The sequence below is a fragment of the Rhodoferax antarcticus ANT.BR genome (assembly GCF_001938565.1).
Lineage (GTDB): Bacteria > Pseudomonadota > Gammaproteobacteria > Burkholderiales > Burkholderiaceae_C > Rhodoferax > Rhodoferax antarcticus.
The window spans coordinates 162,873-185,500 of the sequence record NZ_MSYM01000020.1 but is presented as its reverse complement, the minus strand read 5'-3'; the positions used below and the strand labels follow the sequence as shown (position 1 = coordinate 185,500).

Genomic DNA, 22,628 nt, shown 5'->3' with positions numbered 1-22,628 from the left:
GCAACACCATTGCCACCCCGAACCCACTGCTTTTTGCGGTGGGTTTTTTTTGACTTCCACTTACAATCAGAAGCGTGTACACGTTCTGCTTTTTTTGAGGTTGACCATCATGCAATGCGAAAACCGTGAGGCCTGGTTGAACAATGTGGCCTATCTGATGAGGCCGATGTTTGATGCCTTGGAAGCACCACTTCCAAACAGAATGAGAATTTCCATAGGCTTCACTTCCAATGGAATGCGAGGGCGTCGGATTGGTGAGTGTTGGGACAGTCGTTGCAGTCTGGATGATCACTTTGAAATCTTCATAAGACCTGATCTCGCGGCCTCACCAAATGCCATGCCAATGCAGGTTGCTGCAATTCTTGCCCATGAACTTGTTCACGCCGCCATCGGCATTCGCGCTGGCCATGGCCCACTTTTTCGACGAGTGGCTAAAGGCTTGGGTTTGCAAGGAAAAATGACGGCCACTGTCGCCGGTCCAGATTTTGAAGTTGCCATTGCACCGATTTTGATTGCGGTGGGTGCATTGCCTCATGGTCGATTGGAATCAAAAAGGTTGGGTACAGCCGAAGACATCGAGGATGAAAACAAGGTTGGTCCAAAGGACAAACAGCCTACGCCGACCACAGACGAAGCTGATTACCCCATGACAACGGGCCCAAAGCGGCAAACGAGGCGTCACATCAAATGCCAGTGTGAGGTGTGCGGTTACACGGTACGGACTTCCAAAAAATGGCTCAATGAATCAGGTCCACCCATTTGTCCAAAACACAAGCAAATGAAAGTGGTAGATGACGGAAGTAGCACCGACAGCGACGAATAGCAATGCACATTATTTTTTGAAGGTTCGTTTTTAATTTTCAGACATTACCTAGTTAGTTTTTACATTTCGTAAGGACACAACAGGAGTTTGAAAATGAAAACGATTCCAACTGTGAGTCATCCTGAAGGTGTATGCGGTTTCAATGGCACCGCCAAATCGTCGTACCAGATTTCACGAAAAGAAGCTGCAAAAGCCCTTTGGCATGTGCGCAACCCTGGCGTTCGTTCTTTGTGCCGCATGAAGAAGATTCGTGCAGGTTGCTATGAATTCAGCGCCTTGGACACTTTGATCTTAAACACCAAGTAAGGAGTGCGATCATGAAGAAATTTCGCTATGGTTTGGCCAGTCGTCCCGCTGGAATTGGTGCTGTTCCTCGCGGCCCTTTTGAACTTGAAGGGCCTTTGATCGGATCGGGACAGAAGTTCTCGCGCCACGGCGTGCTTGTTTTTGATCACGAACTTAGCGATCAGGACATTTATGGTTTTGAGCTAGTGCCTATCGCTGACAATGATCTGAGGGAAGAGTTGGCCATTGATGTTTCTCTTTCCATGATGGAATATGCCAAAGGCTACTTGTCAATGGCTGACGTTGATTTCGCGGATTTTTCTGATCACGTCATGATGTGTCTTGGTCGTCTGCGTAAGTTCCGGATTTACATTGGCGATGAAGGAAACTTTGTCGCCATGGTTAGAGCCCGGTTGCAGAACTTTCATGACAAAGCACTTGATCGCTCAAGCTGCACTTATCAGGCTTAATGCCACTTGCAACCCTAAAGCCTCGGAACTCGTTTCTGGGGCTTTTTCACGTCCAATCATGACTTTTCGATAAGTCGGCATCTCTAAGCAGTCTCTGCAATCACGCAGAACACAACCGGAGATTTATATGAAATCATTGTTAATGGAATCGGCTCAACAGTGCGAAATGCGACTATTGCCTGATCTTCAAACAGTTTTGAAGCTCAATATCCATGGCGACTTCGTTGTCATTCGTAACGGTCTTGCAATTGGTCGAATCTGGAAATGGCCTGAAGACCAAAAATGGTCATTGAAAAGCGGCGAGTTCGGCATGAGTCTCAAAGAATTTCGCTGGATAGAAGGTCAACCCATTCGAAATTCACGCGCAGATGGATCAATTTGCATTGATGTCAAATCATTGCATGCTGGGTGTTTGTTGGCAGATAAAGTGTTTGAAGACTGTCTTATCGCTGACATCAAGCTGGCCAACAACGGCTACCTGCGTATTGACTGTATGCGAGCTGGTGACATTGCGCTGGGCATGGCAATGGCTAAATCTGGAAAACTGGTCATCACAAATGGGCTTCTCCATTTGCCGACGACCAAACCGGAATTTTTCCAGACGCCTTATCCCGTCAAGGCATTCCCCATGATTCATGAAGGGCCTGACTACGAAGATGCAATACTTGCTCGTCAAGAAGCCGAAGGTATCTATGACTGATTTTTGACGCTGTTCTACATCACATTTAACCGGAGTAAACGACATGACCAAAGAAGATATTTACGACAACGAAATTTCACCGTTGATGGCGCAGGTAATTGAGATTTGCAAGAAAAAGGGCATCGCCATGATTGCAAACTTTGCTTGCCCAAACGATACAGATGAAGACTTGCAAGCACTTTCGATTGTCCCTGACGAAAACGGGAAACATCCGGCAAACCACACGGGAGCCCTGTATTCCATCCGGCCATCAAGCCGCCCATCATTGATGATGACCACGACTCGGGCAGATGGCGGCAAAACAATAACGGCGTTTTTGTGACGTAGAACGATGGTTTATCTGATTCTCAGTCTTACAACGCTTCTTACGAGACTGGCTCGTGGTCTTCACGCTTCGGGACAATAATCTTATCTTGCGACTTGGTTGAGCTGACCATGAACTTACTTCATTTCGTTTTTGCTGACTTGTGGCACTTTCTCGGATTTGTCATCCTTCTGAGCGTTACCCTTAACGGTACCGCTTCATTGATCGTTGCTATGAAAAGCTGATCTTTTGACCCCCCTAACTCCGCATTCGTGCGGAGTTTTCTCATTGATGACATCTCCAGTACAGTCAAGCAATTTTGCTTACACTTACACAAAGGAACTATTATGAATAACCAAACCGGCGAATTGACAATGAAACTTCCAGGAGCTGTATCTGCAAGCAGACATTTTTTCGAAGACGATTCTGTTTTTAAAGGCGAAAATGTTCAGAAATTTTTGATTGCGTATGAAAAGGCTGCTAGTCGCGCAGCTAATAGTGCAAAGCGGGCAATTGAATCAAATTCACTTGAAAAACTTCGTGCGGCGCAATGGGATAGTGCTGTTGTTCAAACTTTAGAGTGTGTATTGGAATGTTTTGAACACACGAATGATACAGATGAATTTGCATGCAATGAAGAAATGACGTTGCCTGAACATCCTAATTTTGCGAGTGATTGTTAATAGTCAAGCACTTTGTATCAGTGACCTCACGGCCACTGGATTACTTGTTCAAACCCTAAAACCAGTCCTTTGCGACTGGTTTTTTCATGCCTAAACTTATGTGCTAAGACGACACCGCAGCCTGGCCCGCCTGGTGACTGCGCACCAGCCAGCCCAAACAGCTTTCATCAGCAAGATGATCCGTTATCCAACAGCACACCGGGTTGAGAAATAACATAATATTGCATCGGATATATCGCAAGCGATACAAGCCAGCGAGGTATCGGATAAAGCGGCTTGCCGCTTCAAGCCCTTCGGGTATCCAATAAATCGCAAGCGATTCAAGCCTCACTGGTATCCGATAAATATTATGTCTTCACCCTAAAGGGTTCGCCCTGCGGGTAAATCTCTACCCTCAAAATGTAAAGTTCTGCTGCCCGTTGCCGCAGAACCGACCGAACGATTTGCACCGCTGGCGCTGGGGGCAAGCCCCCTGCAAACTCGTAGCCGTGCGTTGCACTACGGCGCGGTCTTTTACATTTTGTGTGCATTAAGATGTTGTCTGCACACCACTTTTCAATATTTCCGTTTTATGGGCATTTCCAATTTAATCTCGTTGTAATCATTAAAAAACTAAGTCCAAACCGCATCCACCGTTTTGGACTTGTTCTTTGGTCTTCAACATGACAAATTCTGCATTTTTTATCCACCGACATTACCAGGTAGTCAAGCAATTTCGCTGACGCTTTTATAGAGGCTTTTATGAAAAATCACTTTTCTCTTTTGCAGATCGGATCTGGTTCAACTTATCATATTCTTGACCATTTGAATAATCAAATCGGACGAACCAATCATGGTTTCCACGGCTGGCATGTCCATCTAACTGGCATTTACTTCGGAATAGATGACGCGCCGAATAGACGTGGAGGATCTACTGCTGGTGTTGTTAAGCGCCTTCGATACGTGATCGATTTCGTTTCTTTGACTATGGAAACAATCTCTGCAGCAGATGCTCTCGCTGATGCAGAAAAAAAGGCGGCGCTTGTGTTACTTATTTGTGTTAAAGCTAATGAGTCAAAAGGTGAAGTTCTCAATTGGCTTGTGGCAAAAGCTCTGCAGTTCGATGTTGATTTGAATATGTATGGCCGCTTTGCTCCCATGCATAATGAACAAATATTCAATCCACTGGATGACTTGCCATTGGTGATCAACATCATGAGCGAGTATGTGAAGACAATTGAAAATTTGTTTTCTGATGGGCTTTACAGTGTTACCGCTCTCAAAGATGAAGCAAAGATTGGCATTTGCGTTGGCGAAACCATCGCTCTTGCAACTCTTCGCTGCCTTGTTGTCAGTGAGCTTGGCCAAAACGTGAATGTTCCATCTTGCCTGTTGAATCTGTGACCTACTGGCCACTAGATTACTTGTCCAACCCTGAAGCCTCTTTTTCAACTACGTTGATCAAGGGGCTTTCTCATTTGGGCTATCGCCACCCGGCATTGATTCATCCTGAAAGGATGGATCAATGCAATGCGACATTGAAGAGCGTGCTGAGTGGGATGGGCCTTTTCCTCATTTACAGCGTCCGCTGACCCGCCGCCATCAATTCAATGGCCATTGCGTCAACGTCATGCGCGTACAGGTAGATCGGTTTGAGCGTTTCTTGCCCCCAGCTAGCCGTAGCAAGGGAAACGTAGTGGGGCAAGGTAGTCCTGGTCGCCATATCGCCCGACTTCATCCTGGAGCCATCGGTTCCACTGTGCGGGTGTCGTGATCAATTTCATGCCGACATTTTGCCCGCACAGTCAATCAAACGGCAATCCGCTGCTGATGCAGCTCCAGCCGCGAAAGGCGCAACTGCCGCAAAAGAAATTCCGGTCAATGTCTTAGTGTGCGCTCGCAACCTCGCACTCACCGCAACAATGACACGGTTGCGAGCGCAACACCCCGCCGTTTTGTTTTGGGCTTCGCTCCCGAATGCGACTTTCCGAGATGTAGACATTACCAACCAGGCACAACATTTTCGTTGGCCTTTTTTTGTGTCAAGATGTAGACATTACCAACCAGGCACAACATTTTCGTTGGCCTTTTTTTGCGTCATTTTGACTGTCACCCCCCGAGCCCCATTTCAAATTCGATTTGATTTGGGGCTTTTTTTTTGGCTATCGCCACCCGGATTTTGCCCGCACAGTCAATCAAACGGCAATCCGCTGCTGATGCAGCTCCAGCCGCGAAAGGCGCAACTGCCGCAAAAGAAATTCCGGTCAATGTCTTAGTGTGCGCTCGCAACCTCGCACTCACCGCAACAATGACACGGTTGCGAGCGCAACACCCCGCCGTTTTGTTTTGGGCTTCGCTCCCGAATGCGACTTTCCGAGATGTAGACATTACCAACCAGGCACAACATTTTCGTTGGCCATTTCTGAAAGGTATTCACCATGTTCAAATTTCGCTCAATCTCTGATTCTTACAAGATCGCTTTGGCCATCTCTGTGTTTTTCTTGATTAACTGTCTTGTCAGCATGAATATTGAATCGATGCCGTCCTTTGCGACTTACATCATCGGCTTTACAGTCGGTATTGTTTGTTGCTTTGTCGGCTTATCTTTGCGCCGTCGTCATGAGTTTACTGCGACTGACGCACAAATTGAAGTTGCTCTTGACTTGTGTAAACAGTTATCTGCAATCGATTCACGTTTGTTGGTTTGTCGGCTTATCTTTGCGCCGTCGTCATGAGTTTACTGCGACTGACGCACAAATTGAAGTTGCTCTTGACTTGTGTAAACAGTTATCTGCAATCGATTCACGGACGGCTAAAGCGGCACATTTCCGCCTTTTCCATCTTGTCACTGCCGCTCAGTTCTTTTTCCCTGACCAGGTTAACGCTGATTCCAATGTTGTTGTTTCTGAGCCGACAAAGGCCCAGGATCTTGTTCTCGTCTAATAACGCTCGATTCGTCAGTCACAGCTTTGTTCTGTTGATTTGATTGATTGTCACCCCCTAAGCTCACTGATTTATTTCGGTGAGCTTTTCCTTTTTGATCAATCAGATCCAGAGGAACAAAATGGCAACAATACATGCCATATCTAATGTCATCAGCAAAGCGATTTGAATTACTGCAAGCTTCTTACTATTGGACAAGTGTGTGCCTGCAATTCCTTTTTGTCCTACAGGTCGAGTGTCTTTAAATGCCTTGAGTAAAAGCAAAGATGTGATAGTGGAGATCATCAACAACAATGCAGTAAGAGTGGCAATCTTGTTCATCTTTAACGCTTTTTTTTGAGATTCTGGGATTTTTATCACTCGCAATCGCAAATGATGTTTGCAACACTATACTTCCTGACAATCAATGTAGCTTTCATGAACCTTTCTTTCAAACACTTCACTTTGACTTGCCTTTCGGCTGCAGTCCTTTCGGCTTGTGGCGGTGGCGGAAGCGCCTCTGTTGCTACCCCATCCCCAGGCATTTTGTCTGGTACCGCAGCGGTCGGTGCGCCTGTGGTTGGTGCCAACGTGAGTGTGACTTGCACCAGTGGCGCGAAGCTTACAAGTCAGCCGACAAGTAGTTCCGGCCTTTGGCAAGTTGTTCTTTCCGATCAAACATTTCCATGTGCAGCGCAACTCAGCGGCGGAACCGTCAATGGCGTGACAAACACCTTGCAACTGCACTCCGTTGCATTGAACAAGGGGACTTTAAACATCACGCCAATCACCGACCTGGTTGTGACCAATGCGAGTCAAGCCGCCAACCCGAGCGCATGGTATGCAGCTATCGCTTCGGCAGGGTTTACAACCGTTAACGCAGCTTCACTCAACAGCGCATTGAACCTGTTGGTCACAGAGTTCACTTGCGCCCCTTAATCGATTGTTGCAATTATCATACCGCCACCGCAGTAAGCCACGGCGACCGGTTTTTTTGTGCGCTCGCCAATCTCGCATGCACCGCAAAAAAGAAACGATTGGCGAGCGCCAATTCATAAATTTAATTCAGAGCTTCGCCAGTCAATGAATAGATTAGAGCCAATTTACATTTGTGAATTTGTTCTTGGGCATCTTTTCTACAATGGGCCAAATTGAATACAGTGACCGACCATAAAGGGGCAGCATGCAGTTTTCAACCGACGAGCGCCACGGCGCGACGCTCGACTTCCTTGCCGGAGTGCGCGACTACATTGCGCGCTTGCCCGCACACCCGATGAACCGCGACATGATTCAGCGCATCAATGCGCATCTTGCGGAGCCAGTCAATCACCTGACCCGGCATGCCGTCAAAACGCGCTCAGGTGGCACGTATTCGCCCGAAGGGCTACCCGTACTCAACGTGACCGCCGAAGGCGACACAGTAACCATTACGGCCCCACCAGAGGGCAAAGGTATACCCGGTGAGGTGTTGCTTCGCAGTCTCCGGCGCGGCATGTGCATCACCATGCGCCCGGCAGCATGAGAGCATTATTGATTTGGTGAAGCCTGCAAACAACTTCTTCTCTGCCCGGTGTGTGCGAGCCTGTCAGTTACCCAGGATTCTTTGCTTTTCCGTTATAAATTCTTGGTCAGTGAGTACACCCGATTTTTTCAACTCACCCAACTGAATGAGCATTTGCAGGCGTTTGTCAGGGTTCCCCTGTGCAGGTTCACGCTGTCGGATAGGGGCCATCTCGTCGCCCTGAGTCGCCACCAGAATATCGGGTTTGCCTGGTCTGATGAGAATTGCCGTGCCAGAAGGTTTGCCGATGACGTTGCTTGAACTGTCTTGAGGTGAATCGAGTGTACTTTCTTGCGTATTGGTCAATGGGATTGTGTTGCTTGAATGTGTGGCGGCTGGGTTCGATGACAGTGTGGCCACACGAAGGAAATTGTTTTCGAACACATTGTTGCCAATCTTGTTCTCAAGCACCTGTGCATTTGCTGCACCAAAATAGATGTTGGTGTATTGATCGCTCAAAACACCGTAACCTGTACTGGCTTGGTGCGATCTGGTCATAAATGACACAATTGAACCCGAGGATGAATATTCGATGAGTACATTATCTTTATCGATCCAGTTGACGATGTGTGGAATCGTTGTAAATATAAAATGTTGGTCAAAGAAATTGTTGATCATGCCGCCTAGCTGTGGCCGGTAGTTCTTGACAGTATTGCCGCGCATTTCTGCAATTGACAGGTATTTTTTTCCAATTGCATCGTCTTGTGTTTGGTAGGTGTATCTACTCATTTCCGATGAGATGCTTGCCATGGTATTGGCCCTAAACATGCCAAATGACAGTGTTATTGATGATGGCGTCAATTTGACAAACTTGACCGATGGCATTGCAGTCTTAATGTCTTGCGCAATGGTTCTTTTTTTACCATCTTCACTTGCTGGGTAAAAAGCTTCTAAAAGTTGCTTGTCTTGCACGGCCTCATATTCTTTAAGACGCTTTTCTTCAACTTTTTGATTGATACCATCAACTGCATCAGCTAACGATTTCGTCAGATTGTCAAATAGCCCCGCTGATGCTTGCGTTGTTGCAAGAAGCGATAGGCAAGCCGCTGCAATGTATGTGATTGTTTGGTTTTTCATGACTGGTTTCTAATTACAATCGCTTGAGTCTAAGTGAGAGTTCAATTTTTGGTGCGTAATGTTGATTTAAAGCAACACTCGCCATTTATTTTCGCGTGAAAATGAAATCAAACTCATGCACCCTTTCAAATTGTGTTGCAAACATTGCTGTTGTGCTACTATTCTTTCCGCAGGAATACAGGGATGTTGACCTGCACTTGGTTGGTTCTACCTGCTGGATTGAAGGTTCTTGGAAGTGACATTTCATTTCAACCCGGCTTGCGACCAAGTTCGCTTCTGCGTAAACGAGCGCCCACCCCGGAACCGGGTGGGCGTTTTCGTTTGTTCTTAAAATTAGAAATGTGATGTTGAATGGCTAAAAAAAACCCTTATGTACCTGGTTTTTCCGACATCATTGTCTCGGCTTGCACTGATTCCGTTGAGCGTTTGGTGAAAAACATAATGCAAATCGATCAGTCGATTTTTTTGTGGAACGATCTTTTGGAGCGCTCGCAACCATTTTTGGATGGCCGTTTACTATTTAAATTCATAAAGCACGAAGAATGGCTGATCAATGGTCAGTCTCATTATGAGTATTGCCCTGTTGCTGGCAAGATGGTGAAGTTCGTTTCTGGACGCTGGCGCTTTGTTCAACTCGATGCAGTTGATAGGTTTGAAAAAATGTCAGATTTGCGAGTTGGAAAGAGTTTGCCAAGTGATCCGTTAGTAAAAAAATTGATCGATGGTATTGAAGAAATGCTAATCGAACGAAAAACCATTGTTGATCTCTTGAGAGCGGTTCGGGTTATGGCTGCTGGGCATTCTGTTGCCATAACTACTCGCGCTGAAGAAATGTCCAAGCTTGCTGTCAAAATGAGTCGAAAGATTAAAATTGATTGGAAAGAAAACACCGATTCGGCTATTGACGCTCTGAGAGTTCAAAATCAGTTGCGCTACGAAAAGCGGAAGAACAGATTAAAAACAAAACAAGATTTGCGAACAAATACCGTTTTTTCTTCTTGACAATTTCTAATGGGGTTTACGATGAGTTTTTCTAAATTTGATTTTACTGAACCTACTGATTACGTGAGTCAAGTTGATCGTCTCAGATATTTTAATGCATCGGTTTTATATGACAAGGTTATTGAAGATAATATAAAAAGACTGATTTCTGAGTTATCTGACAAAGACCGGGCCGCATTTCATGATCAAGGCCAAAAAAACGATGATGAGATCCGCGCTTTCTTTAGGGTTGTCAATCATTTTGATGATGCACAGGAAAAGGAAAAGTCTTGTCTGTTCAAACGTTTGATGGCCGGTAAAGACCCGTTACCAATTGCACCACCGCTGTCTTGGTCATACCCCTGGTACGAAGTAATCGAAGACGATGGGCCATGGCCGATATCGATTTCACGTCTAACCGAGACTGTTGATGTCCTTATCCGCCAGGGCATTGACTTCAATACGGCGCAACGCTTTACAGGCATTGATATACACCAATGCTTGTGGACGGTCTTGGAGCGCCGAAGCGCTACGTGCTGCATTGTTTCGTTTCGCAAATGGGTTAACTTCGGTTACGTTTGGTCATTGGAGCGACATGCTGTTGAAGCTTACACGTCAAGGTCGCATATCACTGCGATTAACAACAGCAGGTTCATCGGCAAGGTGAAGACTATCGACGATCTCCGTCTGGTGGAGCTTGGGCGAGTTGAAAAGAAGCTCAATTGCTTAATGTGGGCTCGTGATGGTGTCGAGGCACAAACGTTCATTGATAAGCAACGCGCAATCTCCATCCTGTCTGAGCTTTCTGCCAATGCGCAGGTTAGAGCCGGTTTGGAATTAGCGTTCGAACGAAAACATGCTGGCCTTTCAGTCACACCTAGCAGAGATGAAGTCTTGGTGCTGGCTGAACGCGGTGTCTCGAAGATTTTGAAAGATGGGTACTTTGTGAGGGAGGAAGACGGGATGCTCATGGCTTATGAGTGGTCGCTGTCGGCGGTGTCCAAGGGCGATCTGAAGTCGGTGTTTAAACCAGCCACTGAGAAGGTGTGCGGATAGCTTTTGGTCTAGTGTGGGGTCTCTGGACTGAACGCGGTGTCTGAGGAATACTGCACCCGCCGCCGCCAATTCAAGAAATGCAAACTACGCTGGCGTGCCAGCCGGGGTGCCAAGCGCTCGCTTGGCTGGATTGCGGTCAAGGCAGTGGCCCTGCGCTACAAGAACGGTCAGATCCACTACCAAGGCCAGCCAATCTCCTTGTGGGACAGCTACGGACTGGCAAACTACGACCTGCGTTCTGGTAGCTTCTGCGAAGACGCACGAGGTCGCTGGTATCTCAACGTCACGGTGGATGTTAAAAAGCCACCAAGTTCGCAGGGTAAAGGCTCTATCGGTATCGACCTGGGCCTCAATGACTTTGCCGTCATGTCCGATGGCACCAAGATCGAAGCGCAAAGAATCTACCGTGGCGCAGAACAGAAACTCGCGGTTGCTCAACGAGCGAACAGCAAAAAACGGATCAAGGCACTGCATGCGCAGATCGCCAATCGGCGTAGAGACTTTTTGCACAAACTCAGCACCGAGCTTGTGCAAAACAATGGGGCAATATTTGTAGGTGACGTGAATGCGTGCGGCCTTGGGAAAACGACACTCTCAAAAAGTGTTTACGACTCAGGCTGGAGCACATTCAGAACCATGCTCAGGTGCAAAAGCTATTCGGCGGTGCGCCAGTGGACGTGCAGTGTCTGTGGGATAGGGCATGACCGGGACACGAATGCAGCCAAAAACATCTTGGCAAGGGGACTGGCTCTCATGGCTGACTTGGCGTTTTGCCAAATTTCCGTTGCAGGGGAGGCGAAAGCCGGTGAAGCTGCAATGAATGAGGTGGTGGGCGCAAGCACCACTGCCGGGCTGGATATGGCCCTCTGGATGCAGGAATCATCGCGCATTTAGGCCGGCGAGGATGTCAAATTACACATAATTCAATAGGTCTTATATGAATCGTGAAGAGTTGCGGGGTGTGATCAAGCATGGCGCATTGAATGACCGTGATTCGTTGCGCAGTGTGTATTCGGACACGGAGGATTCTGATGAGATCGCCAAAATAGATAAGGCGATTGCACGCACCAAAGCGTTCAAGGATATTGCCTTTTCTGCCGCCATCCTTTATAGCGCTTGTATTGGTACGCATGGCGTACTATAATAAACGCAAGTAAACAAAAAGGAAACCACTGTGAAAATCAAAACCGCAATAGAAGCTGCAGAAGCCATTTCAGCACTGGTGCCAGAGCGCGTGGTAGTTCGACTGATGGGTGAGGATGGTGTCTGATCAGCAGCCCGCCAGGTATTCCTCGCAGCCGAAGTTGCGGCTTGGAAAGTCGCGGCGCAATACAGATTAAATGCGGATATTGATTCCTCGCCAACTGACTGGCACATTGTCCAATCCGTAGATTCCCGGTCTTAAAGGAGAAAAATGAAGAATCACACACATAAGCGCCCCGAACCATGGTTTTTAGAAGTGCAGCGAATTGCTGCGCTACATAACAACAGCGGGGCCGTTCGCGATTACGAAGGCTGGTTGGATCGCACGGAAGACGAATCGCCGGAAGAGGCGTACTACTCAAAATTTCCAGAGCACAAACCTACGGTCGATTACCCGGTTATCGGGCTGTAACTTAACGGAGAAAGACAATGCGAATTGAAACTAACACGGCCAAAGTATTCACTATTTTTGATGCACCAAAACTCGACCCAATCAATGTTGTGATGATGGATTACGGCGGTGGCGCTGGTCGTCTGATTGTGGCTTGCTATGGCGATTCGTGGACTGGGTATTGGGGCGCAATGGGTACAACATTGGAAGACTTTGTTTGCAGCGGAGAAGCGGATTACATCGCCGGAAAAATGGAGCCGCAACTGGGAAAGAGGACAAAATCGAAAGCGGCTTACTTGCTGCGGATTGTTGAGGCTGTGCGCGAGGCTTTGCGATTTAACGCAGAAATGACCGCCGCAGTCCGCGTCGATTGCCCGGTTTTCGGGCTTAAAGGAGAAAAATGATGGACGAAACCAATGCTGGTCCGATGGACCTACCTGTTATGCCGCTTGAGAGACTAATGGCGCTTGTAGATGCTCACGTAGATGATGCGAGACTGCACTGCAATGGCCTTGCGGCGCGGTCAGAAGTCGCAGCCTCTCGCGTAAAACTGAACGATGCGCTTGCCGAATTGATCTACCCCTGTTGCGAACTTCTTGCGCACTGCGACGAGAACCCACCCATGGGTGACAGCCTTTGGAGCGTGCGGCAAATACGCGCTGCTCTGAGGCATAACGCAGAAACGACCGCCGCTGAATAACCAAAAGGAAACCATGTCTAAGACATTTGCCAAAATCAAAGCAACGCGGCCCTGGGTTCGCCATATTGACGACGAGCGCGGCGACGGAAGCGGAATCATTGTGACGTTGGAAAAAAGCTACGACTTTGCCGACGATAAAGGTTGTGGCGTCAAGGGCTTTGACACCGTGGCAGAAGTTCGATCTGGCACATCTAGTGCGTCCATCGTTAAAAACTCAATGGCTGCGGCCTGACCGAGGAAATCACCATGACACGCTTATTCAACGCCCGCCAGCAACTGGCCTTGATCGCTGACTGGCTTGGGGACTATGCGGCACAACGCAAAAACGAAACGCTGGACAAATAGCCAGCTTGAAGGAGCTTGAGATGGAAATAAACCTACCTATTAGGCGCGCGAGCGGCATAGCCCGGTGGGCAGGCTTGGTCGTTGTTGGCTTATGCCTCTGGATGCTTGGGCTCGTGGCGCTTGATGTACCGGGCGATTTACCGCAGTGGCGGTACTGGCTTGGAGCTGCACTGTTGGTGTGTGCTTTGCATTTGTGGCGGCGCGCATGAAAGCACCTAACGCAGAAATGACCGCCGCCAGTGCGGTTGATTGCCCGGTTATCGGGCTCAAAGGAGATTGAATATGGCTTTACACGCAAAATACTGCCCTGACGGAACGGTAGAGCTTTGGGATTTTTCCGAAGATGGGGGCGGAATTGTGCGCTGCTTTACAGACGGACGAATTGAGCTTTTTGAAGTGCCGCAATACGGCGGAAACGAGCGATCCTATGGAAACTATCCGACCGTGTGTGCAGCGCTCGAAGAAGCGAAAAAATGGACCTGACGGATAACGCTGGACACGACAAGATGGCGATACTGCTTAGTGCGGTCGATTGCCTGGTAAGCGGGCTTAAAGGAGAAAAATGATGGCGCTACGATGGAAAAAAGACCGAGAGTCAACTGGCTGTATCAACCAGAAAAGCAGCACGTTGAGCATTGATGGACAAATACGAGTGGCAACAGTTATGCAGCTAGGAAAATGCCAAGATGCCTGGTACTGGATTGCAGGATGGGACCACCCAGGCATACCGCATAAAAACACGTGGAAAGAAACCCCGCAGGCTGAATCGGCGGCAAAGGCTTGCGCAGCGGAGTATGTGCGTGAACACATTACGCGTCATAACGCATCAAGAAACCGCTGGACAAATAGCCCGGTTATCGGGCTTAAAGGAGATTGAAATGACACTGCTTACAGACGCACAAATCTACGAATTATGGGAGAGTGATCCTGAAGGCTTTTACGCAAGTGACGCATTCCACGATGCCGCACGGGCCGTTGAAGCGGCTGTGATTGCAGCACTCAAGGAGCGCGAGTCGGCACCCGCGCCAAACTATATTGTTGATGTCAGCGAAATTGTCGCCATTGCCCAGCCTGTGCCGATGACGCATGAGCATTGGCTAGCTATTCGAGAAGGCCATCTCAACGCTGCCGTAGAAGAATACTTTGGTGCGCGCTGAGCTGCGCCGGGTAGCGGAGGGCTACGGGATAAGCGGCGATGTCGCGGTGGAGGTGCTTTACTGGTGGCTGGACAAAGTATGTAAGACGTGCTACGGCGTACAGCGCCAGGTGATACCTAATACGCCGATGCTCGGGCGCACATGCCCAGCGTGCAAGGGGACGGGGGAGGAAAGGTTGCCAGGGGGCGAGCAGGGCAGGAGGATTGAGAGCTACATAAACGACGCACTGAGCGCGGCGCGGGTGAGCATCAAGAGGCGACTGCGCGGGTAAATATATTTTCAGAAAAGCGTAAATAGTGCTTGCTAGTTGATTGTTGTGGCCCTATAATAGACACATGGACAGGCAATCAAGCAAGTCCCCGGCGCACCCCGGATTGAGGTGCAAGGAGAATGAAGATGACGATGGGTTGGATGGGTAATTACGAATCGGGTAAGTCCCGTTTCGTGCCCTGCGCTGATGGCGCAAGGCTTGTTACCCCTGCCCTGGCATTCGTGCCAGATTCCGCCGGCGGCTGCGGCATGCCTTCGGTGACAGGCGACCGGCACGATCAAGTTGCCAAAGAGGCCCCCGCATGGTTTAAGACCAGCGTTCAGACGCTGGCGTCAATGAGCGCTGGCCAGATCATCTTGGCCAGAATTACCGGAACCGCTGGCAAGTACCGGTTCTGGTCATCCCCTGTCGGCGTTCAGTCTCCAGCAGACTGGGAGACCGCCACAGCGAAGGAAATCAGGGCCTTCAAGTTAGAGCAGTCGACCAAGGCGGCAGAAAAAGCCGCGGCAGACGCGGAATGGGCCACTTCGTTCGTCGCTGCCCAAGCTGCCCTTGCATCTGATCATGGATGGGTAGTTGTTGACACCCGCCCCGGTCGGGCGCTGTACCCTGATGGACACGTGACAATTGCCATGGCCGAGGATGGCCGGGTTTTTGAAATCAGATCCGTTCCCAAGATGATGGGGCGGGGGTACACCCACGATGCAGCCGAGGTGGCATCATGATTTTGAACCTTACCCAACACGCCGCCAGTGCTGAGCAACTGGCGGTTGGAGTGGTCGACCTACCACCCGCAGACAAGGCCCACCTTGTGCGCTTGCTCACTGTAGACAGCCTGCCATCGCGGGCAGAGATTGATGACCGCTGCGCCGACATTGCCACATTAGCAAGTCTACATGAGCCAGTGGCTTTGCAAGCCATGATCGGCGGCGCACCCTGGATGATGAGCGCCCTAGAGGGCGCATTGATGGACGCAGGGATCGAACCTATCTACGCCTTTTCAGAGCGCGACAGCGTGGATCAGCACCAGCCTGATGGTAGCGTGCGCAAAGTGGCAGTTTTCCGCCACGTCGGATTCGTTCCGGCCAGGTGAAAATAGTGCTTGCACAATGATTGTTGTGGCCCTATAATTGAGGCATCAACAACAGGAGTAGATGAAATGACTAAATATGCAGGCTACATCGGCAACGGTCACATAACCATCCGTACAACCCCTTTTTTTGATTCTGCTGATGCAGTGATCGGTAAATTTGATTACGTGCAAAAGTGCGGTAACTGGCAAGAACACATGAAATGGAACGCCGAACGTGTTGGCATGTATGCAACTGCACCAGTTACAGAGTAAAACAACGAGTCGCTAGCTGCATAAACAGCGACTTTTTTTTGTCAAAAAATAGGGTGATAGCATGAAACTAGAGCAAATACAAGCCGAGTGGGGCAAGTTCATTGAGTACCCCACTGCTGAGAAAACATACGTTACGACAGCATCGGCGCTATTGTTCGCACAGCACATTGCTGAAATTACGGCAAAAGAACCGATGGCAGCAATCGAAAGGCTAGAGAGAGCATTACAAAGAACGCGAAGCTGTGCAGGGGTGGGCAAATGACTAAAGGCGGCGCATGTCCAGGCGCTGGCCGACCGCCTGCCACAGAGCCGCGCTCAGTCATCTTCAAGATCAGGCTCACCAAGGCTGAGCACGCGCGAGTGATGGCGCTGGGCGGGTCTAAGTGGGCGAGGGCGCGATTGTTTGATAGCCCGGTAATCGGGCTTAAAGGATATTGAAATGACACTGCTTACAGACGCACAAATCTACGAATTATGGGAGAGTGATCCTGAAGGCTTTTACGCAAGTGACGCATTCCACGATGCCGCACGGGCCGTTGAAGCGGCTGTGATTGCAGCACTCAAGGAGCGCGAGTCGGCACCCGCGCCAAACCACCTGTGGTTAGCGTCGAATTCAGGCAATTTTTATCAGACGTTCTCACGGCGGCAGGCTTAGTACGTTACGGAAAACAATCAAAAGCGCTGTCAGACCGGCTTAGCACTGGCGTTACAACATTTATGCTACCGCAGCCAGCCATTGCGCCCATCCAGCCTCGACAAAGCGTGGACCATGTTCCCGAAACAAACTTCGGGGACATCAAATGACGCATAAACAGGGAGACAAATAATGCGAGTTTTTAAGTGGGTACTGATGAATGGAACTTTTGCGGCGCTGGTGTGGGCTGCAACAGTGCAAGGCGTGCAAGGCGCGGGAAATATAGTGGTTATCAGTGTCTGGATGCTGCTGCTGACGACGCCATTGATGTTCATAGCAGACTTGCAAGCAATACTTGCTAGCAAGGGGCGCTCCGTACCAGCGTGGGTTGATGTGGCCTTTGATTTGGCAATGGTGTCGGCGCTTCTGTGGCATGGATGGATGGTCACAGGAGTGGCCTACCTTATTCATTTCTTGATCGCGCAAGCGGCATGGGCGCACGCACTGAAGAAGCCTGTGGTTGATTGCCCGGTCATCGGGTAAAGGAAAAAAACATGACACTTTTGGATGAAATTTACATCGCACAACGCAACGCCGGTGAAGACGCCGTGATTGCAGACCTTGAGTGCATGGGCCTTGCTCCGCTGCGACCAAGCTCACAACGCGCCCTAATGTCAACACCCCCAACCGCGACCCTTGATTGGTCGCTGCGTGTCGAGTGCCCAAAGTGCAAACATGAAAACGACTTAGCAGATGGCGTACACGACACCGAGAACACGATTGCCCGCCACATTTTCTCCAACGACTGGGATAAGTTGGCAGGCTGGGGGGTGACGTGCCAACACTGCGCCCACGAGTTCACACTTGGCTGCGTGGAGTATTGATGTTTAACGCAATGGTCAGCGGCCCAACTACGAAAGCAATGAATGAAAACTGAAACACCAGAGGGTCCGATGGACCTACCTGTTATGCGGGAGCGTCAGCTACAGGACCGCGAATGGAGCGAGTATCCACTGGGCACGAGGGCTCATTCGTTTCTCGGCGGCGCGTGGACGCGTGTACTTCATGGCTGGAAATGGGGAGGCGGTAGCACCTTTCCAAGACCTGGTGCGGATGCATTCGGAAACTGTGTGGAACTGCCGGATAACGCAGAAATTCCTGGCGCATCCAACATTTCTTGCACGCCTGTAGCCTCGATGGGGCTTAAAGAGGCTATCACACATGCCGAAGTGATGGCCGTCGGCGATACACAGTGCGCCAGGGATCACGGTCAACTGGCTATCTGGCTGCGCGAGCTTGAGGCTTGCAGAGCTGATGCCGCGCTTGGTTATGACCCGATGACGACCAAAGAGGCGGTGGAGGGGCGAGAAGTTAATGCGACTGGTGCTGCCAATGCCGTGCTGGCAATGGTGGCCGCACGCAAGTTGATTGACTCCGTTGCATACGTCGCCAAAGAAGGTGACAAAGACAATGTTCTGGCTGCAATTGATGCTGCGATCTAAGCCCATGCTACTCCCCGAACAAATAAGCCAGGTAGAACCCAATGCCACGCTTTAAAACAGAAACATTTCACGTTGAAAACACCGCCGGTACACGCGTATCGCTGTCCGTGGTCATCAACATCAACGCGCAAGGTCAGTTTTACGCCTTACTGCCAGGGCTGTATCGAGACTCATTTTCCAGCCTGGACTCTTACAAAATCGGCCACACGCCGACCAAGGGTGATGGCGGGTTTCGCGTAGTTGCGGACATTTTTGAGGCCTTGCGGGCAGACATTCAGCAAGGATTGCAACTGCACCTAACGCCGGTGATATGCGAAGTTCCGGTCGTCCGCTACAACATCGAGTCGCATGTCTCGTTCGCAACCGACGACGAGGGCAACATCTTTCCAAACGCCGGCTTTTCCGGCGCGAGCTGGGACGAGGGGGCCAACCGCTCGATGTACGGGAGTCACCACGCTACCAACCAGGTAAGAGGCGGCTATTCCATTACCGTGGGCGCTCGCGCCATGCTCAAGCGGATCATCACACACGGCGAGAACGTGCGCGTTGAGTACGAAAATTTTTACGACGGTGGGTCTCACCTGAAATCTGACAACCCTGCGAATCTCTTAAACAGTTGGATAGCAATGGACCTGGGTAAAAACCCGAAGGAGCTTCCGTACACCCCGAAAACAGCACTATTTTTCCACAACTTGCTGCTTGGCATGGCGCGGCTGAACCAGCAAATTCAGGCTGCGACTTTCGAGCAAGAAGCCTTGCTGCAGCTCATCGAAAAGCAAGCCAGCGTGCCGCTGCTGCAGATGCCTGCGGCGCCTCGCTTAGGCTGAGCGCAATAGGACTTGCAATAGTACGCACTTGAGCGCGGACTTAATACAAAGGATTGTCATGTCACTTTTAAATAAAATCTATCTCGCCCAACGCAACGCCGGTGAAGACGCCGTGATTGCAAACCTTGAGCGCATGGGCCTTGTGCAACCGCGACAAACCCCACAGCACGACCTACTTGGCCGCTGCCTGTCGGTCATATCGACGCTGGAGGGCGAGGACACCGACGAACAGGGCCTTCTTGACGAATTGCAGCACGACATCAAGCAGGTCATGGGCATAACACCGCTTGTGCCTGGGAGCCTGATTTGATCTTTGTTGATTTTCTCGTCAATGCGGCTACAATCTTTGCAACACTACTACTTTAACTAAGGTTCAACATGAAAGTGATCTTCCATAAATCAGATGATGGTGCTTTGCACGAAACGGCTTTGGCTTGTGCTCAACGCAACGCCGCGTTGAAGTCTTTACCGCTCATTGAAAAGTCCCTGATGGATTTTTGTGGTTTGACTGAAGCGTCAGGCATGGTCAGCGTCTCTCAGGTGTCTTTGTGGGTGAGTGAACACGCGCAGACGCTCGCGCCTTTGGTTGATTCCTTCCTGCCTCCAAGGGTGCGTGTTCCTAGTGCTCCTGGTGCGGCTCGCAAAAAAAGCGAGAAGCCAAGTGCAGTGACGGCCACTGACTCAGCGCCTGCTGTGATTGCCAAGGCTATGGCCCCGGCGAAAGTTCTTTAAAAGGCACGGAAATGATCGCTCAATTGTTTTTGTCGTTATGGCCATTTTGATCTCCAGCCTGTCGGTGGTGGTCTATTCAGTTCGCAAGGACAACTAGCTCTTGCAGGCTTGTTTTGGTAATTCTGAAGCTGGTGTTCAAGGAGTTGATGATGTTCAATGAAGTTGTTGCCGCCATGCTTTTGGCGCTGATTGTGGTTGTGATCTCTTTGTCGGGGTATCGCGCTGTGTCAGGCTATCACACCGGTTTTTACAGAATTGCTGTGATCTGCATGATCGTTGGCCTGAACTTCAATACTACTGAACCAGTCACGGGTAATGTGATGTCTGAGTTTGGCCTGTTCATGTTGTTTGCGGGTCTGTTTATCGGGTGTGTCCTGGTGGCTGTGGATGCCTATACCGGCTATGGCAAGTTGCTTGCCAAACGTCGGCAGGCCAGGGCTAAGCAGCCTAATGGCGAAGCTGGCTTGACGGATTGATTGACTATGACATCGAAATTCATTCTGGCTTGTTTGAGCCTTGTTTTGGGGTGTGCTTCAGCGCTGACACAGGCGGCTCAGGCGATCCCCGCTGGGGCAACGTATGAAGTGGGCTTTTCGCCAAATGCTGGAGCCCTTGACGCCGTTCTAAAGGTCATCCGTTCGGCAAAGTCTCAGATCCTGGTTGCGGCCTATTCCTTTACGTCCAAGCCAGTTGCCAAGGCGCTTCTGGATGCGCAAGAGCGTGGAGTGAAGGTCTATGTGGTGGCCGACGAGAAAGCAAATTCAAAAGAGTATTCCGCCGCGACGTTCCTTGCCAATCAAGGTGTGCCGGTGCGACTGAATGGCAACTATGCCATTTTCCATCACAAATTTATCGTCGCTGACGGTGTGAATCTGGAGCTTGGTAGCTTCAACTACTCAGCCGCCGCCGCTGATAAAAACGCTGAGAACGTGCTGGTGCTGTGGAATGCCAAACCGATTGCTGATGACTTTTCTCGTGAGTGGAAGAGTTTGTGGGACGGGGCCGCACCCCTAGCTCGTAAATACTGATTTTTTGGGGTCAACACGGTGGCTGATTCATCCTTTTGCCACTCGCGTTTTGAGGGTGTTTTCTTCGGTGTGCGCTTGCATGAGCAGTGTTTTGGTTGCACAAGGCGATATTCTGCCAACACATCCCCAGCATATACAAACCCGCCCCGGCCCTTGTCGATGGCTTTTGTCCTGATCGTTTTTTGGATGTATCCACCACCATTCATGACAAAAGACCGCGCAGTTGATGTTTCAAGCAGTCAACTACCCCGGCCTGAAGTCTAAATTTTTTTCGCACAAACTAATGAATAAGAACCAATCACAAGCGGAGCCAGCTAGCAACTCTAAGTTTGACCAGATCAAGGGCCACCCCATTTTTGCCATCGCCACTGAGCGCCCGCTGCTGCCCGACGAAGTTGAGGTCTACCTGGCTGTGAAGGCACGGATTTCAGGCGGGGATGTTCTGGTATCCAAAACCCCTGGCACCGGTCGGCTCGCTAACATGCCTCGTGCAAATGTTGCACCTATCGCGTCCGGCCATTCAGCTTTTGACATTGATTAGAAACTCTCCCATGGCCTTCAAAAACACATCCAAAAGCAAATTTTTTTTTCGATGTGATATTACTCGTATTTTGCTTGTCAATTCAATCGGATGGGTGTTATCCCTTGGTGTATTTTTCTACTTTCTTCCGCAGTTGGGGCTTGAGCCAAAAGACACCGAGCAGTTATCGTTTTTTCCGTTGGGTTGGCTTTTCTTTACCCCACTTTTGCGATCATCGTCTTTGGTGCTTTGCGCATCAGGGAGAAGTACATCAGTGAGAGGCATAAATGAGCGACAAACTCATGCGTCCGATTTTGATCACCGGATGCTCAAGTGGCATCGGCCTAGCGTCAGCATTGCATTTGGAAACGCTGGGTTTCAACGTGGTTGCCTCAGTTCGCAAGCCAATTGATGTTCAGGTTTTGAGCGCCCTTGGATTCAAGTCTGTCTGCATGGATACCTCGGATGATCGCTCTATTGATGGTGGACTTTCAAGTGCAATTGAGATGGTGGGCGACGGTGGCTTTTACGGGGTCTTTCATAACGCAGGCTATGGCCAATCCGGTGCACTTGAGGACTTGCCTTCACAAGCGTTGATGGAGCAGTTCAATGTCAATGTGGTCGGGGTGCACCAGATCAATCGCAGGCTGATCCCTTTGATGCGCCGGTCAGGTGCTGGGCGCATCGTGTTCAATTCATCGGTGCTGGGGCTCATGGCCATGCGATACCGTGGCGCTTACGCGATGAGTAAGTTTGCTATTGAAGCCATGGCAGACACTCTGCGCCTTGAATTGCGTAACAGTGGCATCCATGTGAGCCTGATTGAGCCTGGCCCGATCTCTACAAGGTTCAGGAGCAATTCACTGGCTGCTTTCGAGCGTCATGTGGATGTAGAAAAGAGCGTGCATTGCGCTGCATACATTGAGTTTTTGAAGCGATTGAAAAAGACGGGTGACACATCACAATTCACTTTGCAAACCAGCGCTTGCATGCCTCCTTTGGTTGATGCGCTCACCAGCGCCAATCCCAAGGCTCGCTACCCGGTGACGATCCCGACTAAGTTGGTGTCTTTACTCAAAAGGATTCTGCCTGTTGGTTTACTGGATCAGGTAGCGTTTAAAAACCTTTAGAA

General features: G+C 49.8%; 39 protein-coding genes. 37 read left to right on the top strand and 2 right to left on the bottom strand.

Translation table 11 applies throughout. The annotated features are described in order from the left end of the window. Positions 1 to 109 precede the first annotated feature (109 nt). From BLL52_RS19735 to BLL52_RS20645, 9 genes are all read left to right on the top strand, one after another. Positions 110 to 823: a SprT family zinc-dependent metalloprotease gene (locus BLL52_RS19735; RefSeq protein ID WP_075588355.1), complete on the top strand. Its 714-nt coding sequence runs from the start codon at positions 110 to 112 to the stop codon at positions 821 to 823. Positions 824 to 916: 93 nt separating this feature from the next. Continuing rightward, the gene (locus BLL52_RS19730; RefSeq protein ID WP_075588337.1) at positions 917 to 1,129 is read left to right on the top strand and encodes a hypothetical protein; all 213 of its coding nucleotides are present in this window, start codon (positions 917 to 919) and stop codon (positions 1,127 to 1,129) included. An 11-nt stretch (positions 1,130 to 1,140) separates the two neighbouring features. Further along, positions 1,141 to 1,578 (top strand): defense against restriction DarA-related protein, encoded by a 438-nt coding sequence (locus BLL52_RS19725; RefSeq protein ID WP_075588336.1) that lies wholly within the window; start codon positions 1,141 to 1,143, stop codon positions 1,576 to 1,578. Between the two features lie 127 nt (positions 1,579 to 1,705). Next, positions 1,706 to 2,278 carry a hypothetical protein gene (locus BLL52_RS19720; RefSeq protein WP_139313533.1) on the top strand — a complete coding sequence of 191 codons (573 nt, stop codon included), beginning with the start codon at positions 1,706 to 1,708 and terminating at the stop codon, positions 2,276 to 2,278. A 43-nt stretch (positions 2,279 to 2,321) separates the two neighbouring features. Continuing rightward, positions 2,322 to 2,600, top strand: coding sequence for a hypothetical protein (locus BLL52_RS19715; RefSeq protein ID WP_075588334.1), 279 nt, complete (start codon positions 2,322 to 2,324; stop codon positions 2,598 to 2,600). A 329-nt stretch (positions 2,601 to 2,929) separates the two neighbouring features. Further along, complete coding sequence (locus tag BLL52_RS20660) at positions 2,930 to 3,265, top strand: hypothetical protein (protein WP_139313532.1); 336 nt, start codon at positions 2,930 to 2,932, stop codon at positions 3,263 to 3,265. A gap of 741 nt (positions 3,266 to 4,006) precedes the next feature. Beyond that, positions 4,007 to 4,648, top strand: a complete 642-nt coding sequence (locus BLL52_RS20655; protein WP_139313531.1) for a hypothetical protein — start codon at positions 4,007 to 4,009, stop codon at positions 4,646 to 4,648. 754 nt (positions 4,649 to 5,402) lie between these two features. Continuing rightward, on the top strand, positions 5,403 to 5,708 hold the full coding sequence (locus tag BLL52_RS20650) for a hypothetical protein (RefSeq protein WP_139313530.1): 306 nt from the start codon (positions 5,403 to 5,405) through the stop codon (positions 5,706 to 5,708). Further along, the gene (locus BLL52_RS20645) at positions 5,683 to 5,979 is read left to right on the top strand and encodes a hypothetical protein (protein ID WP_139313529.1); all 297 of its coding nucleotides are present in this window, start codon (positions 5,683 to 5,685) and stop codon (positions 5,977 to 5,979) included. Before BLL52_RS20650 ends, BLL52_RS20645 begins: the two co-directional genes overlap by 26 nt. Before the next feature lie 310 nt (positions 5,980 to 6,289). Here the strand turns inward: BLL52_RS20645 and BLL52_RS19700 are convergent, their stop codons facing one another. Further along, positions 6,290 to 6,508, bottom strand: coding sequence for a hypothetical protein (locus BLL52_RS19700; protein ID WP_139313528.1), 219 nt, complete (start codon positions 6,506 to 6,508; stop codon positions 6,290 to 6,292). A gap of 15 nt (positions 6,509 to 6,523) precedes the next feature. On the opposite strand from BLL52_RS19700, the gene BLL52_RS20640 reads away from it, so the two are divergent. Continuing rightward, positions 6,524 to 7,105, top strand: coding sequence for a hypothetical protein (locus BLL52_RS20640; RefSeq protein ID WP_139313527.1), 582 nt, complete (start codon positions 6,524 to 6,526; stop codon positions 7,103 to 7,105). A 244-nt stretch (positions 7,106 to 7,349) separates the two neighbouring features. Then, positions 7,350 to 7,688, top strand: coding sequence for a hypothetical protein (locus BLL52_RS19695; protein ID WP_075588330.1), 339 nt, complete (start codon positions 7,350 to 7,352; stop codon positions 7,686 to 7,688). Between the two features lie 63 nt (positions 7,689 to 7,751). On the opposite strand, the gene BLL52_RS19690 is transcribed toward BLL52_RS19695, so the two are convergent. Beyond that, on the bottom strand, positions 7,752 to 8,804 hold the full coding sequence (locus BLL52_RS19690; protein ID WP_075588329.1) for an SHOCT domain-containing protein: 1,053 nt from the start codon (positions 8,802 to 8,804) through the stop codon (positions 7,752 to 7,754). A gap of 351 nt (positions 8,805 to 9,155) precedes the next feature. On the opposite strand from BLL52_RS19690, the gene BLL52_RS19685 reads away from it, so the two are divergent. The 26 genes from BLL52_RS19685 (at position 9,156) to BLL52_RS19565 (ending at position 22,626) form a co-directional block, all read left to right on the top strand. Further along, on the top strand, positions 9,156 to 9,806 hold the full coding sequence (locus BLL52_RS19685) for a hypothetical protein (RefSeq protein ID WP_075588328.1): 651 nt from the start codon (positions 9,156 to 9,158) through the stop codon (positions 9,804 to 9,806). Between the two features lie 21 nt (positions 9,807 to 9,827). Beyond that, complete coding sequence (locus BLL52_RS19680) at positions 9,828 to 10,841, top strand: hypothetical protein (RefSeq protein ID WP_139313526.1); 1,014 nt, start codon at positions 9,828 to 9,830, stop codon at positions 10,839 to 10,841. A gap of 144 nt (positions 10,842 to 10,985) precedes the next feature. Then, the gene (locus BLL52_RS19675; protein ID WP_139313525.1) at positions 10,986 to 11,735 is read left to right on the top strand and encodes an RNA-guided endonuclease InsQ/TnpB family protein; all 750 of its coding nucleotides are present in this window, start codon (positions 10,986 to 10,988) and stop codon (positions 11,733 to 11,735) included. 43 nt (positions 11,736 to 11,778) lie between these two features. Next, positions 11,779 to 11,985, top strand: a complete 207-nt coding sequence (locus BLL52_RS19670) for a hypothetical protein (RefSeq protein WP_075588325.1) — start codon at positions 11,779 to 11,781, stop codon at positions 11,983 to 11,985. Between the two features lie 270 nt (positions 11,986 to 12,255). Continuing rightward, positions 12,256 to 12,456: a hypothetical protein gene (locus tag BLL52_RS19665; protein WP_075588324.1), complete on the top strand. Its 201-nt coding sequence runs from the start codon at positions 12,256 to 12,258 to the stop codon at positions 12,454 to 12,456. 17 nt (positions 12,457 to 12,473) lie between these two features. Beyond that, entirely contained in the window at positions 12,474 to 12,839 is a 366-nt protein-coding gene (locus BLL52_RS19660) for a phiTE_072 family protein (RefSeq protein ID WP_075588323.1), read from the top strand. Continuing rightward, positions 12,839 to 13,135, top strand: coding sequence for a hypothetical protein (locus BLL52_RS19655; protein ID WP_139313524.1), 297 nt, complete (start codon positions 12,839 to 12,841; stop codon positions 13,133 to 13,135). Before BLL52_RS19660 ends, BLL52_RS19655 begins: the two co-directional genes overlap by 1 nt. Positions 13,136 to 13,148: 13 nt before the next feature. Beyond that, on the top strand, positions 13,149 to 13,367 hold the full coding sequence (locus tag BLL52_RS19650; protein ID WP_075588321.1) for a hypothetical protein: 219 nt from the start codon (positions 13,149 to 13,151) through the stop codon (positions 13,365 to 13,367). A 395-nt stretch (positions 13,368 to 13,762) separates the two neighbouring features. Further along, the gene (locus tag BLL52_RS20635) at positions 13,763 to 13,963 is read left to right on the top strand and encodes a hypothetical protein (protein WP_139313523.1); all 201 of its coding nucleotides are present in this window, start codon (positions 13,763 to 13,765) and stop codon (positions 13,961 to 13,963) included. A gap of 82 nt (positions 13,964 to 14,045) precedes the next feature. Beyond that, positions 14,046 to 14,357, top strand: coding sequence for a hypothetical protein (locus BLL52_RS20630; protein WP_139313522.1), 312 nt, complete (start codon positions 14,046 to 14,048; stop codon positions 14,355 to 14,357). Position 14,358: 1 nt separating this feature from the next. Continuing rightward, on the top strand, positions 14,359 to 14,637 hold the full coding sequence (locus BLL52_RS19645) for a hypothetical protein (RefSeq protein WP_075588320.1): 279 nt from the start codon (positions 14,359 to 14,361) through the stop codon (positions 14,635 to 14,637). A gap of 390 nt (positions 14,638 to 15,027) precedes the next feature. Beyond that, positions 15,028 to 15,633, top strand: coding sequence for a hypothetical protein (locus BLL52_RS19635; RefSeq protein WP_075588318.1), 606 nt, complete (start codon positions 15,028 to 15,030; stop codon positions 15,631 to 15,633). Further along, complete coding sequence (locus BLL52_RS19630) at positions 15,630 to 16,001, top strand: hypothetical protein (RefSeq protein ID WP_198930665.1); 372 nt, start codon at positions 15,630 to 15,632, stop codon at positions 15,999 to 16,001. The genes BLL52_RS19635 and BLL52_RS19630 overlap by 4 nt, the downstream gene beginning before the upstream one ends. Positions 16,002 to 16,067: 66 nt before the next feature. Beyond that, positions 16,068 to 16,253, top strand: a complete 186-nt coding sequence (locus tag BLL52_RS19625) for a hypothetical protein (RefSeq protein ID WP_075588317.1) — start codon at positions 16,068 to 16,070, stop codon at positions 16,251 to 16,253. Positions 16,254 to 16,314: 61 nt separating this feature from the next. Beyond that, complete coding sequence (locus tag BLL52_RS19620; RefSeq protein ID WP_075588316.1) at positions 16,315 to 16,515, top strand: hypothetical protein; 201 nt, start codon at positions 16,315 to 16,317, stop codon at positions 16,513 to 16,515. A 177-nt stretch (positions 16,516 to 16,692) separates the two neighbouring features. Beyond that, positions 16,693 to 16,908 carry a hypothetical protein gene (locus BLL52_RS19615; RefSeq protein ID WP_075588315.1) on the top strand — a complete coding sequence of 72 codons (216 nt, stop codon included), beginning with the start codon at positions 16,693 to 16,695 and terminating at the stop codon, positions 16,906 to 16,908. Between the two features lie 195 nt (positions 16,909 to 17,103). Further along, positions 17,104 to 17,430, top strand: a complete 327-nt coding sequence (locus tag BLL52_RS19610) for a hypothetical protein (RefSeq protein WP_075588314.1) — start codon at positions 17,104 to 17,106, stop codon at positions 17,428 to 17,430. Between the two features lie 11 nt (positions 17,431 to 17,441). Next, entirely contained in the window at positions 17,442 to 17,771 is a 330-nt protein-coding gene (locus BLL52_RS19605; RefSeq protein WP_075588313.1) for a hypothetical protein, read from the top strand. Between the two features lie 42 nt (positions 17,772 to 17,813). After that, positions 17,814 to 18,389, top strand: a complete 576-nt coding sequence (locus tag BLL52_RS20625; protein ID WP_139313521.1) for a hypothetical protein — start codon at positions 17,814 to 17,816, stop codon at positions 18,387 to 18,389. 41 nt (positions 18,390 to 18,430) lie between these two features. Then, entirely contained in the window at positions 18,431 to 19,216 is a 786-nt protein-coding gene (locus tag BLL52_RS19595) for a hypothetical protein (RefSeq protein WP_075588311.1), read from the top strand. Between the two features lie 58 nt (positions 19,217 to 19,274). Further along, positions 19,275 to 19,526: a hypothetical protein gene (locus tag BLL52_RS19590; RefSeq protein WP_075588310.1), complete on the top strand. Its 252-nt coding sequence runs from the start codon at positions 19,275 to 19,277 to the stop codon at positions 19,524 to 19,526. 68 nt (positions 19,527 to 19,594) lie between these two features. Beyond that, on the top strand, positions 19,595 to 19,948 hold the full coding sequence (locus BLL52_RS19585; RefSeq protein ID WP_075588309.1) for a hypothetical protein: 354 nt from the start codon (positions 19,595 to 19,597) through the stop codon (positions 19,946 to 19,948). Positions 19,949 to 20,097: 149 nt separating this feature from the next. Then, positions 20,098 to 20,424 carry a hypothetical protein gene (locus BLL52_RS19580; RefSeq protein ID WP_139313520.1) on the top strand — a complete coding sequence of 109 codons (327 nt, stop codon included), beginning with the start codon at positions 20,098 to 20,100 and terminating at the stop codon, positions 20,422 to 20,424. 6 nt (positions 20,425 to 20,430) lie between these two features. Next, positions 20,431 to 20,976 carry a phospholipase D family nuclease gene (locus BLL52_RS19575; RefSeq protein ID WP_075588307.1) on the top strand — a complete coding sequence of 182 codons (546 nt, stop codon included), beginning with the start codon at positions 20,431 to 20,433 and terminating at the stop codon, positions 20,974 to 20,976. A gap of 226 nt (positions 20,977 to 21,202) precedes the next feature. Then, positions 21,203 to 21,517, top strand: a complete 315-nt coding sequence (locus BLL52_RS19570; RefSeq protein ID WP_075588306.1) for a hypothetical protein — start codon at positions 21,203 to 21,205, stop codon at positions 21,515 to 21,517. A gap of 266 nt (positions 21,518 to 21,783) precedes the next feature. Next, a complete protein-coding gene (locus tag BLL52_RS19565) occupies positions 21,784 to 22,626 on the top strand; it encodes an SDR family NAD(P)-dependent oxidoreductase (RefSeq protein ID WP_075588305.1) in 843 nt (280 codons plus the stop codon). Positions 22,627 to 22,628: the final 2 nt, after the last annotated feature.

What these genes read in the sequence shown, in the direction of transcription:
- BLL52_RS20630 (WP_139313522.1), top strand. Translation starts at nt 14,046, where the DNA reads ATGGCGCTACGATGGAAAAAAGACCGAGAGTCAACTGGCTGTATCAAC.
- BLL52_RS19700 (WP_139313528.1), bottom strand. Translation starts at nt 6,508, where the DNA reads ATGAACAAGATTGCCACTCTTACTGCATTGTTGTTGATGATCTCCACT.
- BLL52_RS19720 (WP_139313533.1), top strand. Translation starts at nt 1,706, where the DNA reads ATGAAATCATTGTTAATGGAATCGGCTCAACAGTGCGAAATGCGACTA.
- BLL52_RS19735 (WP_075588355.1), top strand. Translation starts at nt 110, where the DNA reads ATGCAATGCGAAAACCGTGAGGCCTGGTTGAACAATGTGGCCTATCTG.
- BLL52_RS19650 (WP_075588321.1), top strand. Translation starts at nt 13,149, where the DNA reads ATGTCTAAGACATTTGCCAAAATCAAAGCAACGCGGCCCTGGGTTCGC.
- BLL52_RS19690 (WP_075588329.1), bottom strand. Translation starts at nt 8,804, where the DNA reads ATGAAAAACCAAACAATCACATACATTGCAGCGGCTTGCCTATCGCTT.
- BLL52_RS19695 (WP_075588330.1), top strand. Translation starts at nt 7,350, where the DNA reads ATGCAGTTTTCAACCGACGAGCGCCACGGCGCGACGCTCGACTTCCTT.
- BLL52_RS19645 (WP_075588320.1), top strand. Translation starts at nt 14,359, where the DNA reads ATGACACTGCTTACAGACGCACAAATCTACGAATTATGGGAGAGTGAT.
- BLL52_RS19715 (WP_075588334.1), top strand. Translation starts at nt 2,322, where the DNA reads ATGACCAAAGAAGATATTTACGACAACGAAATTTCACCGTTGATGGCG.
- BLL52_RS19665 (WP_075588324.1), top strand. Translation starts at nt 12,256, where the DNA reads ATGAAGAATCACACACATAAGCGCCCCGAACCATGGTTTTTAGAAGTG.
- BLL52_RS20655 (WP_139313531.1), top strand. Translation starts at nt 4,007, where the DNA reads ATGAAAAATCACTTTTCTCTTTTGCAGATCGGATCTGGTTCAACTTAT.
- BLL52_RS19685 (WP_075588328.1), top strand. Translation starts at nt 9,156, where the DNA reads ATGGCTAAAAAAAACCCTTATGTACCTGGTTTTTCCGACATCATTGTC.
- BLL52_RS19570 (WP_075588306.1), top strand. Translation starts at nt 21,203, where the DNA reads ATGTTTCAAGCAGTCAACTACCCCGGCCTGAAGTCTAAATTTTTTTCG.
- BLL52_RS19730 (WP_075588337.1), top strand. Translation starts at nt 917, where the DNA reads ATGAAAACGATTCCAACTGTGAGTCATCCTGAAGGTGTATGCGGTTTC.
- BLL52_RS19670 (WP_075588325.1), top strand. Translation starts at nt 11,779, where the DNA reads ATGAATCGTGAAGAGTTGCGGGGTGTGATCAAGCATGGCGCATTGAAT.
- BLL52_RS19605 (WP_075588313.1), top strand. Translation starts at nt 17,442, where the DNA reads ATGACACTTTTGGATGAAATTTACATCGCACAACGCAACGCCGGTGAA.
- BLL52_RS19595 (WP_075588311.1), top strand. Translation starts at nt 18,431, where the DNA reads ATGCCACGCTTTAAAACAGAAACATTTCACGTTGAAAACACCGCCGGT.
- BLL52_RS19630 (WP_198930665.1), top strand. Translation starts at nt 15,630, where the DNA reads ATGATTTTGAACCTTACCCAACACGCCGCCAGTGCTGAGCAACTGGCG.
- BLL52_RS19655 (WP_139313524.1), top strand. Translation starts at nt 12,839, where the DNA reads ATGGACGAAACCAATGCTGGTCCGATGGACCTACCTGTTATGCCGCTT.
- BLL52_RS19565 (WP_075588305.1), top strand. Translation starts at nt 21,784, where the DNA reads ATGAGCGACAAACTCATGCGTCCGATTTTGATCACCGGATGCTCAAGT.
- BLL52_RS19625 (WP_075588317.1), top strand. Translation starts at nt 16,068, where the DNA reads ATGACTAAATATGCAGGCTACATCGGCAACGGTCACATAACCATCCGT.
- BLL52_RS19635 (WP_075588318.1), top strand. Translation starts at nt 15,028, where the DNA reads ATGAAGATGACGATGGGTTGGATGGGTAATTACGAATCGGGTAAGTCC.
- BLL52_RS20660 (WP_139313532.1), top strand. Translation starts at nt 2,930, where the DNA reads ATGAATAACCAAACCGGCGAATTGACAATGAAACTTCCAGGAGCTGTA.
- BLL52_RS19660 (WP_075588323.1), top strand. Translation starts at nt 12,474, where the DNA reads ATGCGAATTGAAACTAACACGGCCAAAGTATTCACTATTTTTGATGCA.
- BLL52_RS20635 (WP_139313523.1), top strand. Translation starts at nt 13,763, where the DNA reads ATGGCTTTACACGCAAAATACTGCCCTGACGGAACGGTAGAGCTTTGG.
- BLL52_RS19585 (WP_075588309.1), top strand. Translation starts at nt 19,595, where the DNA reads ATGAAAGTGATCTTCCATAAATCAGATGATGGTGCTTTGCACGAAACG.
- BLL52_RS19620 (WP_075588316.1), top strand. Translation starts at nt 16,315, where the DNA reads ATGAAACTAGAGCAAATACAAGCCGAGTGGGGCAAGTTCATTGAGTAC.
- BLL52_RS19590 (WP_075588310.1), top strand. Translation starts at nt 19,275, where the DNA reads ATGTCACTTTTAAATAAAATCTATCTCGCCCAACGCAACGCCGGTGAA.
- BLL52_RS20645 (WP_139313529.1), top strand. Translation starts at nt 5,683, where the DNA reads ATGTTCAAATTTCGCTCAATCTCTGATTCTTACAAGATCGCTTTGGCC.
- BLL52_RS19725 (WP_075588336.1), top strand. Translation starts at nt 1,141, where the DNA reads ATGAAGAAATTTCGCTATGGTTTGGCCAGTCGTCCCGCTGGAATTGGT.
- BLL52_RS19615 (WP_075588315.1), top strand. Translation starts at nt 16,693, where the DNA reads ATGACACTGCTTACAGACGCACAAATCTACGAATTATGGGAGAGTGAT.
- BLL52_RS19680 (WP_139313526.1), top strand. Translation starts at nt 9,828, where the DNA reads ATGAGTTTTTCTAAATTTGATTTTACTGAACCTACTGATTACGTGAGT.
- BLL52_RS19610 (WP_075588314.1), top strand. Translation starts at nt 17,104, where the DNA reads ATGAATGGAACTTTTGCGGCGCTGGTGTGGGCTGCAACAGTGCAAGGC.
- BLL52_RS20625 (WP_139313521.1), top strand. Translation starts at nt 17,814, where the DNA reads ATGAAAACTGAAACACCAGAGGGTCCGATGGACCTACCTGTTATGCGG.
- BLL52_RS19580 (WP_139313520.1), top strand. Translation starts at nt 20,098, where the DNA reads ATGTTCAATGAAGTTGTTGCCGCCATGCTTTTGGCGCTGATTGTGGTT.
- BLL52_RS19575 (WP_075588307.1), top strand. Translation starts at nt 20,431, where the DNA reads ATGACATCGAAATTCATTCTGGCTTGTTTGAGCCTTGTTTTGGGGTGT.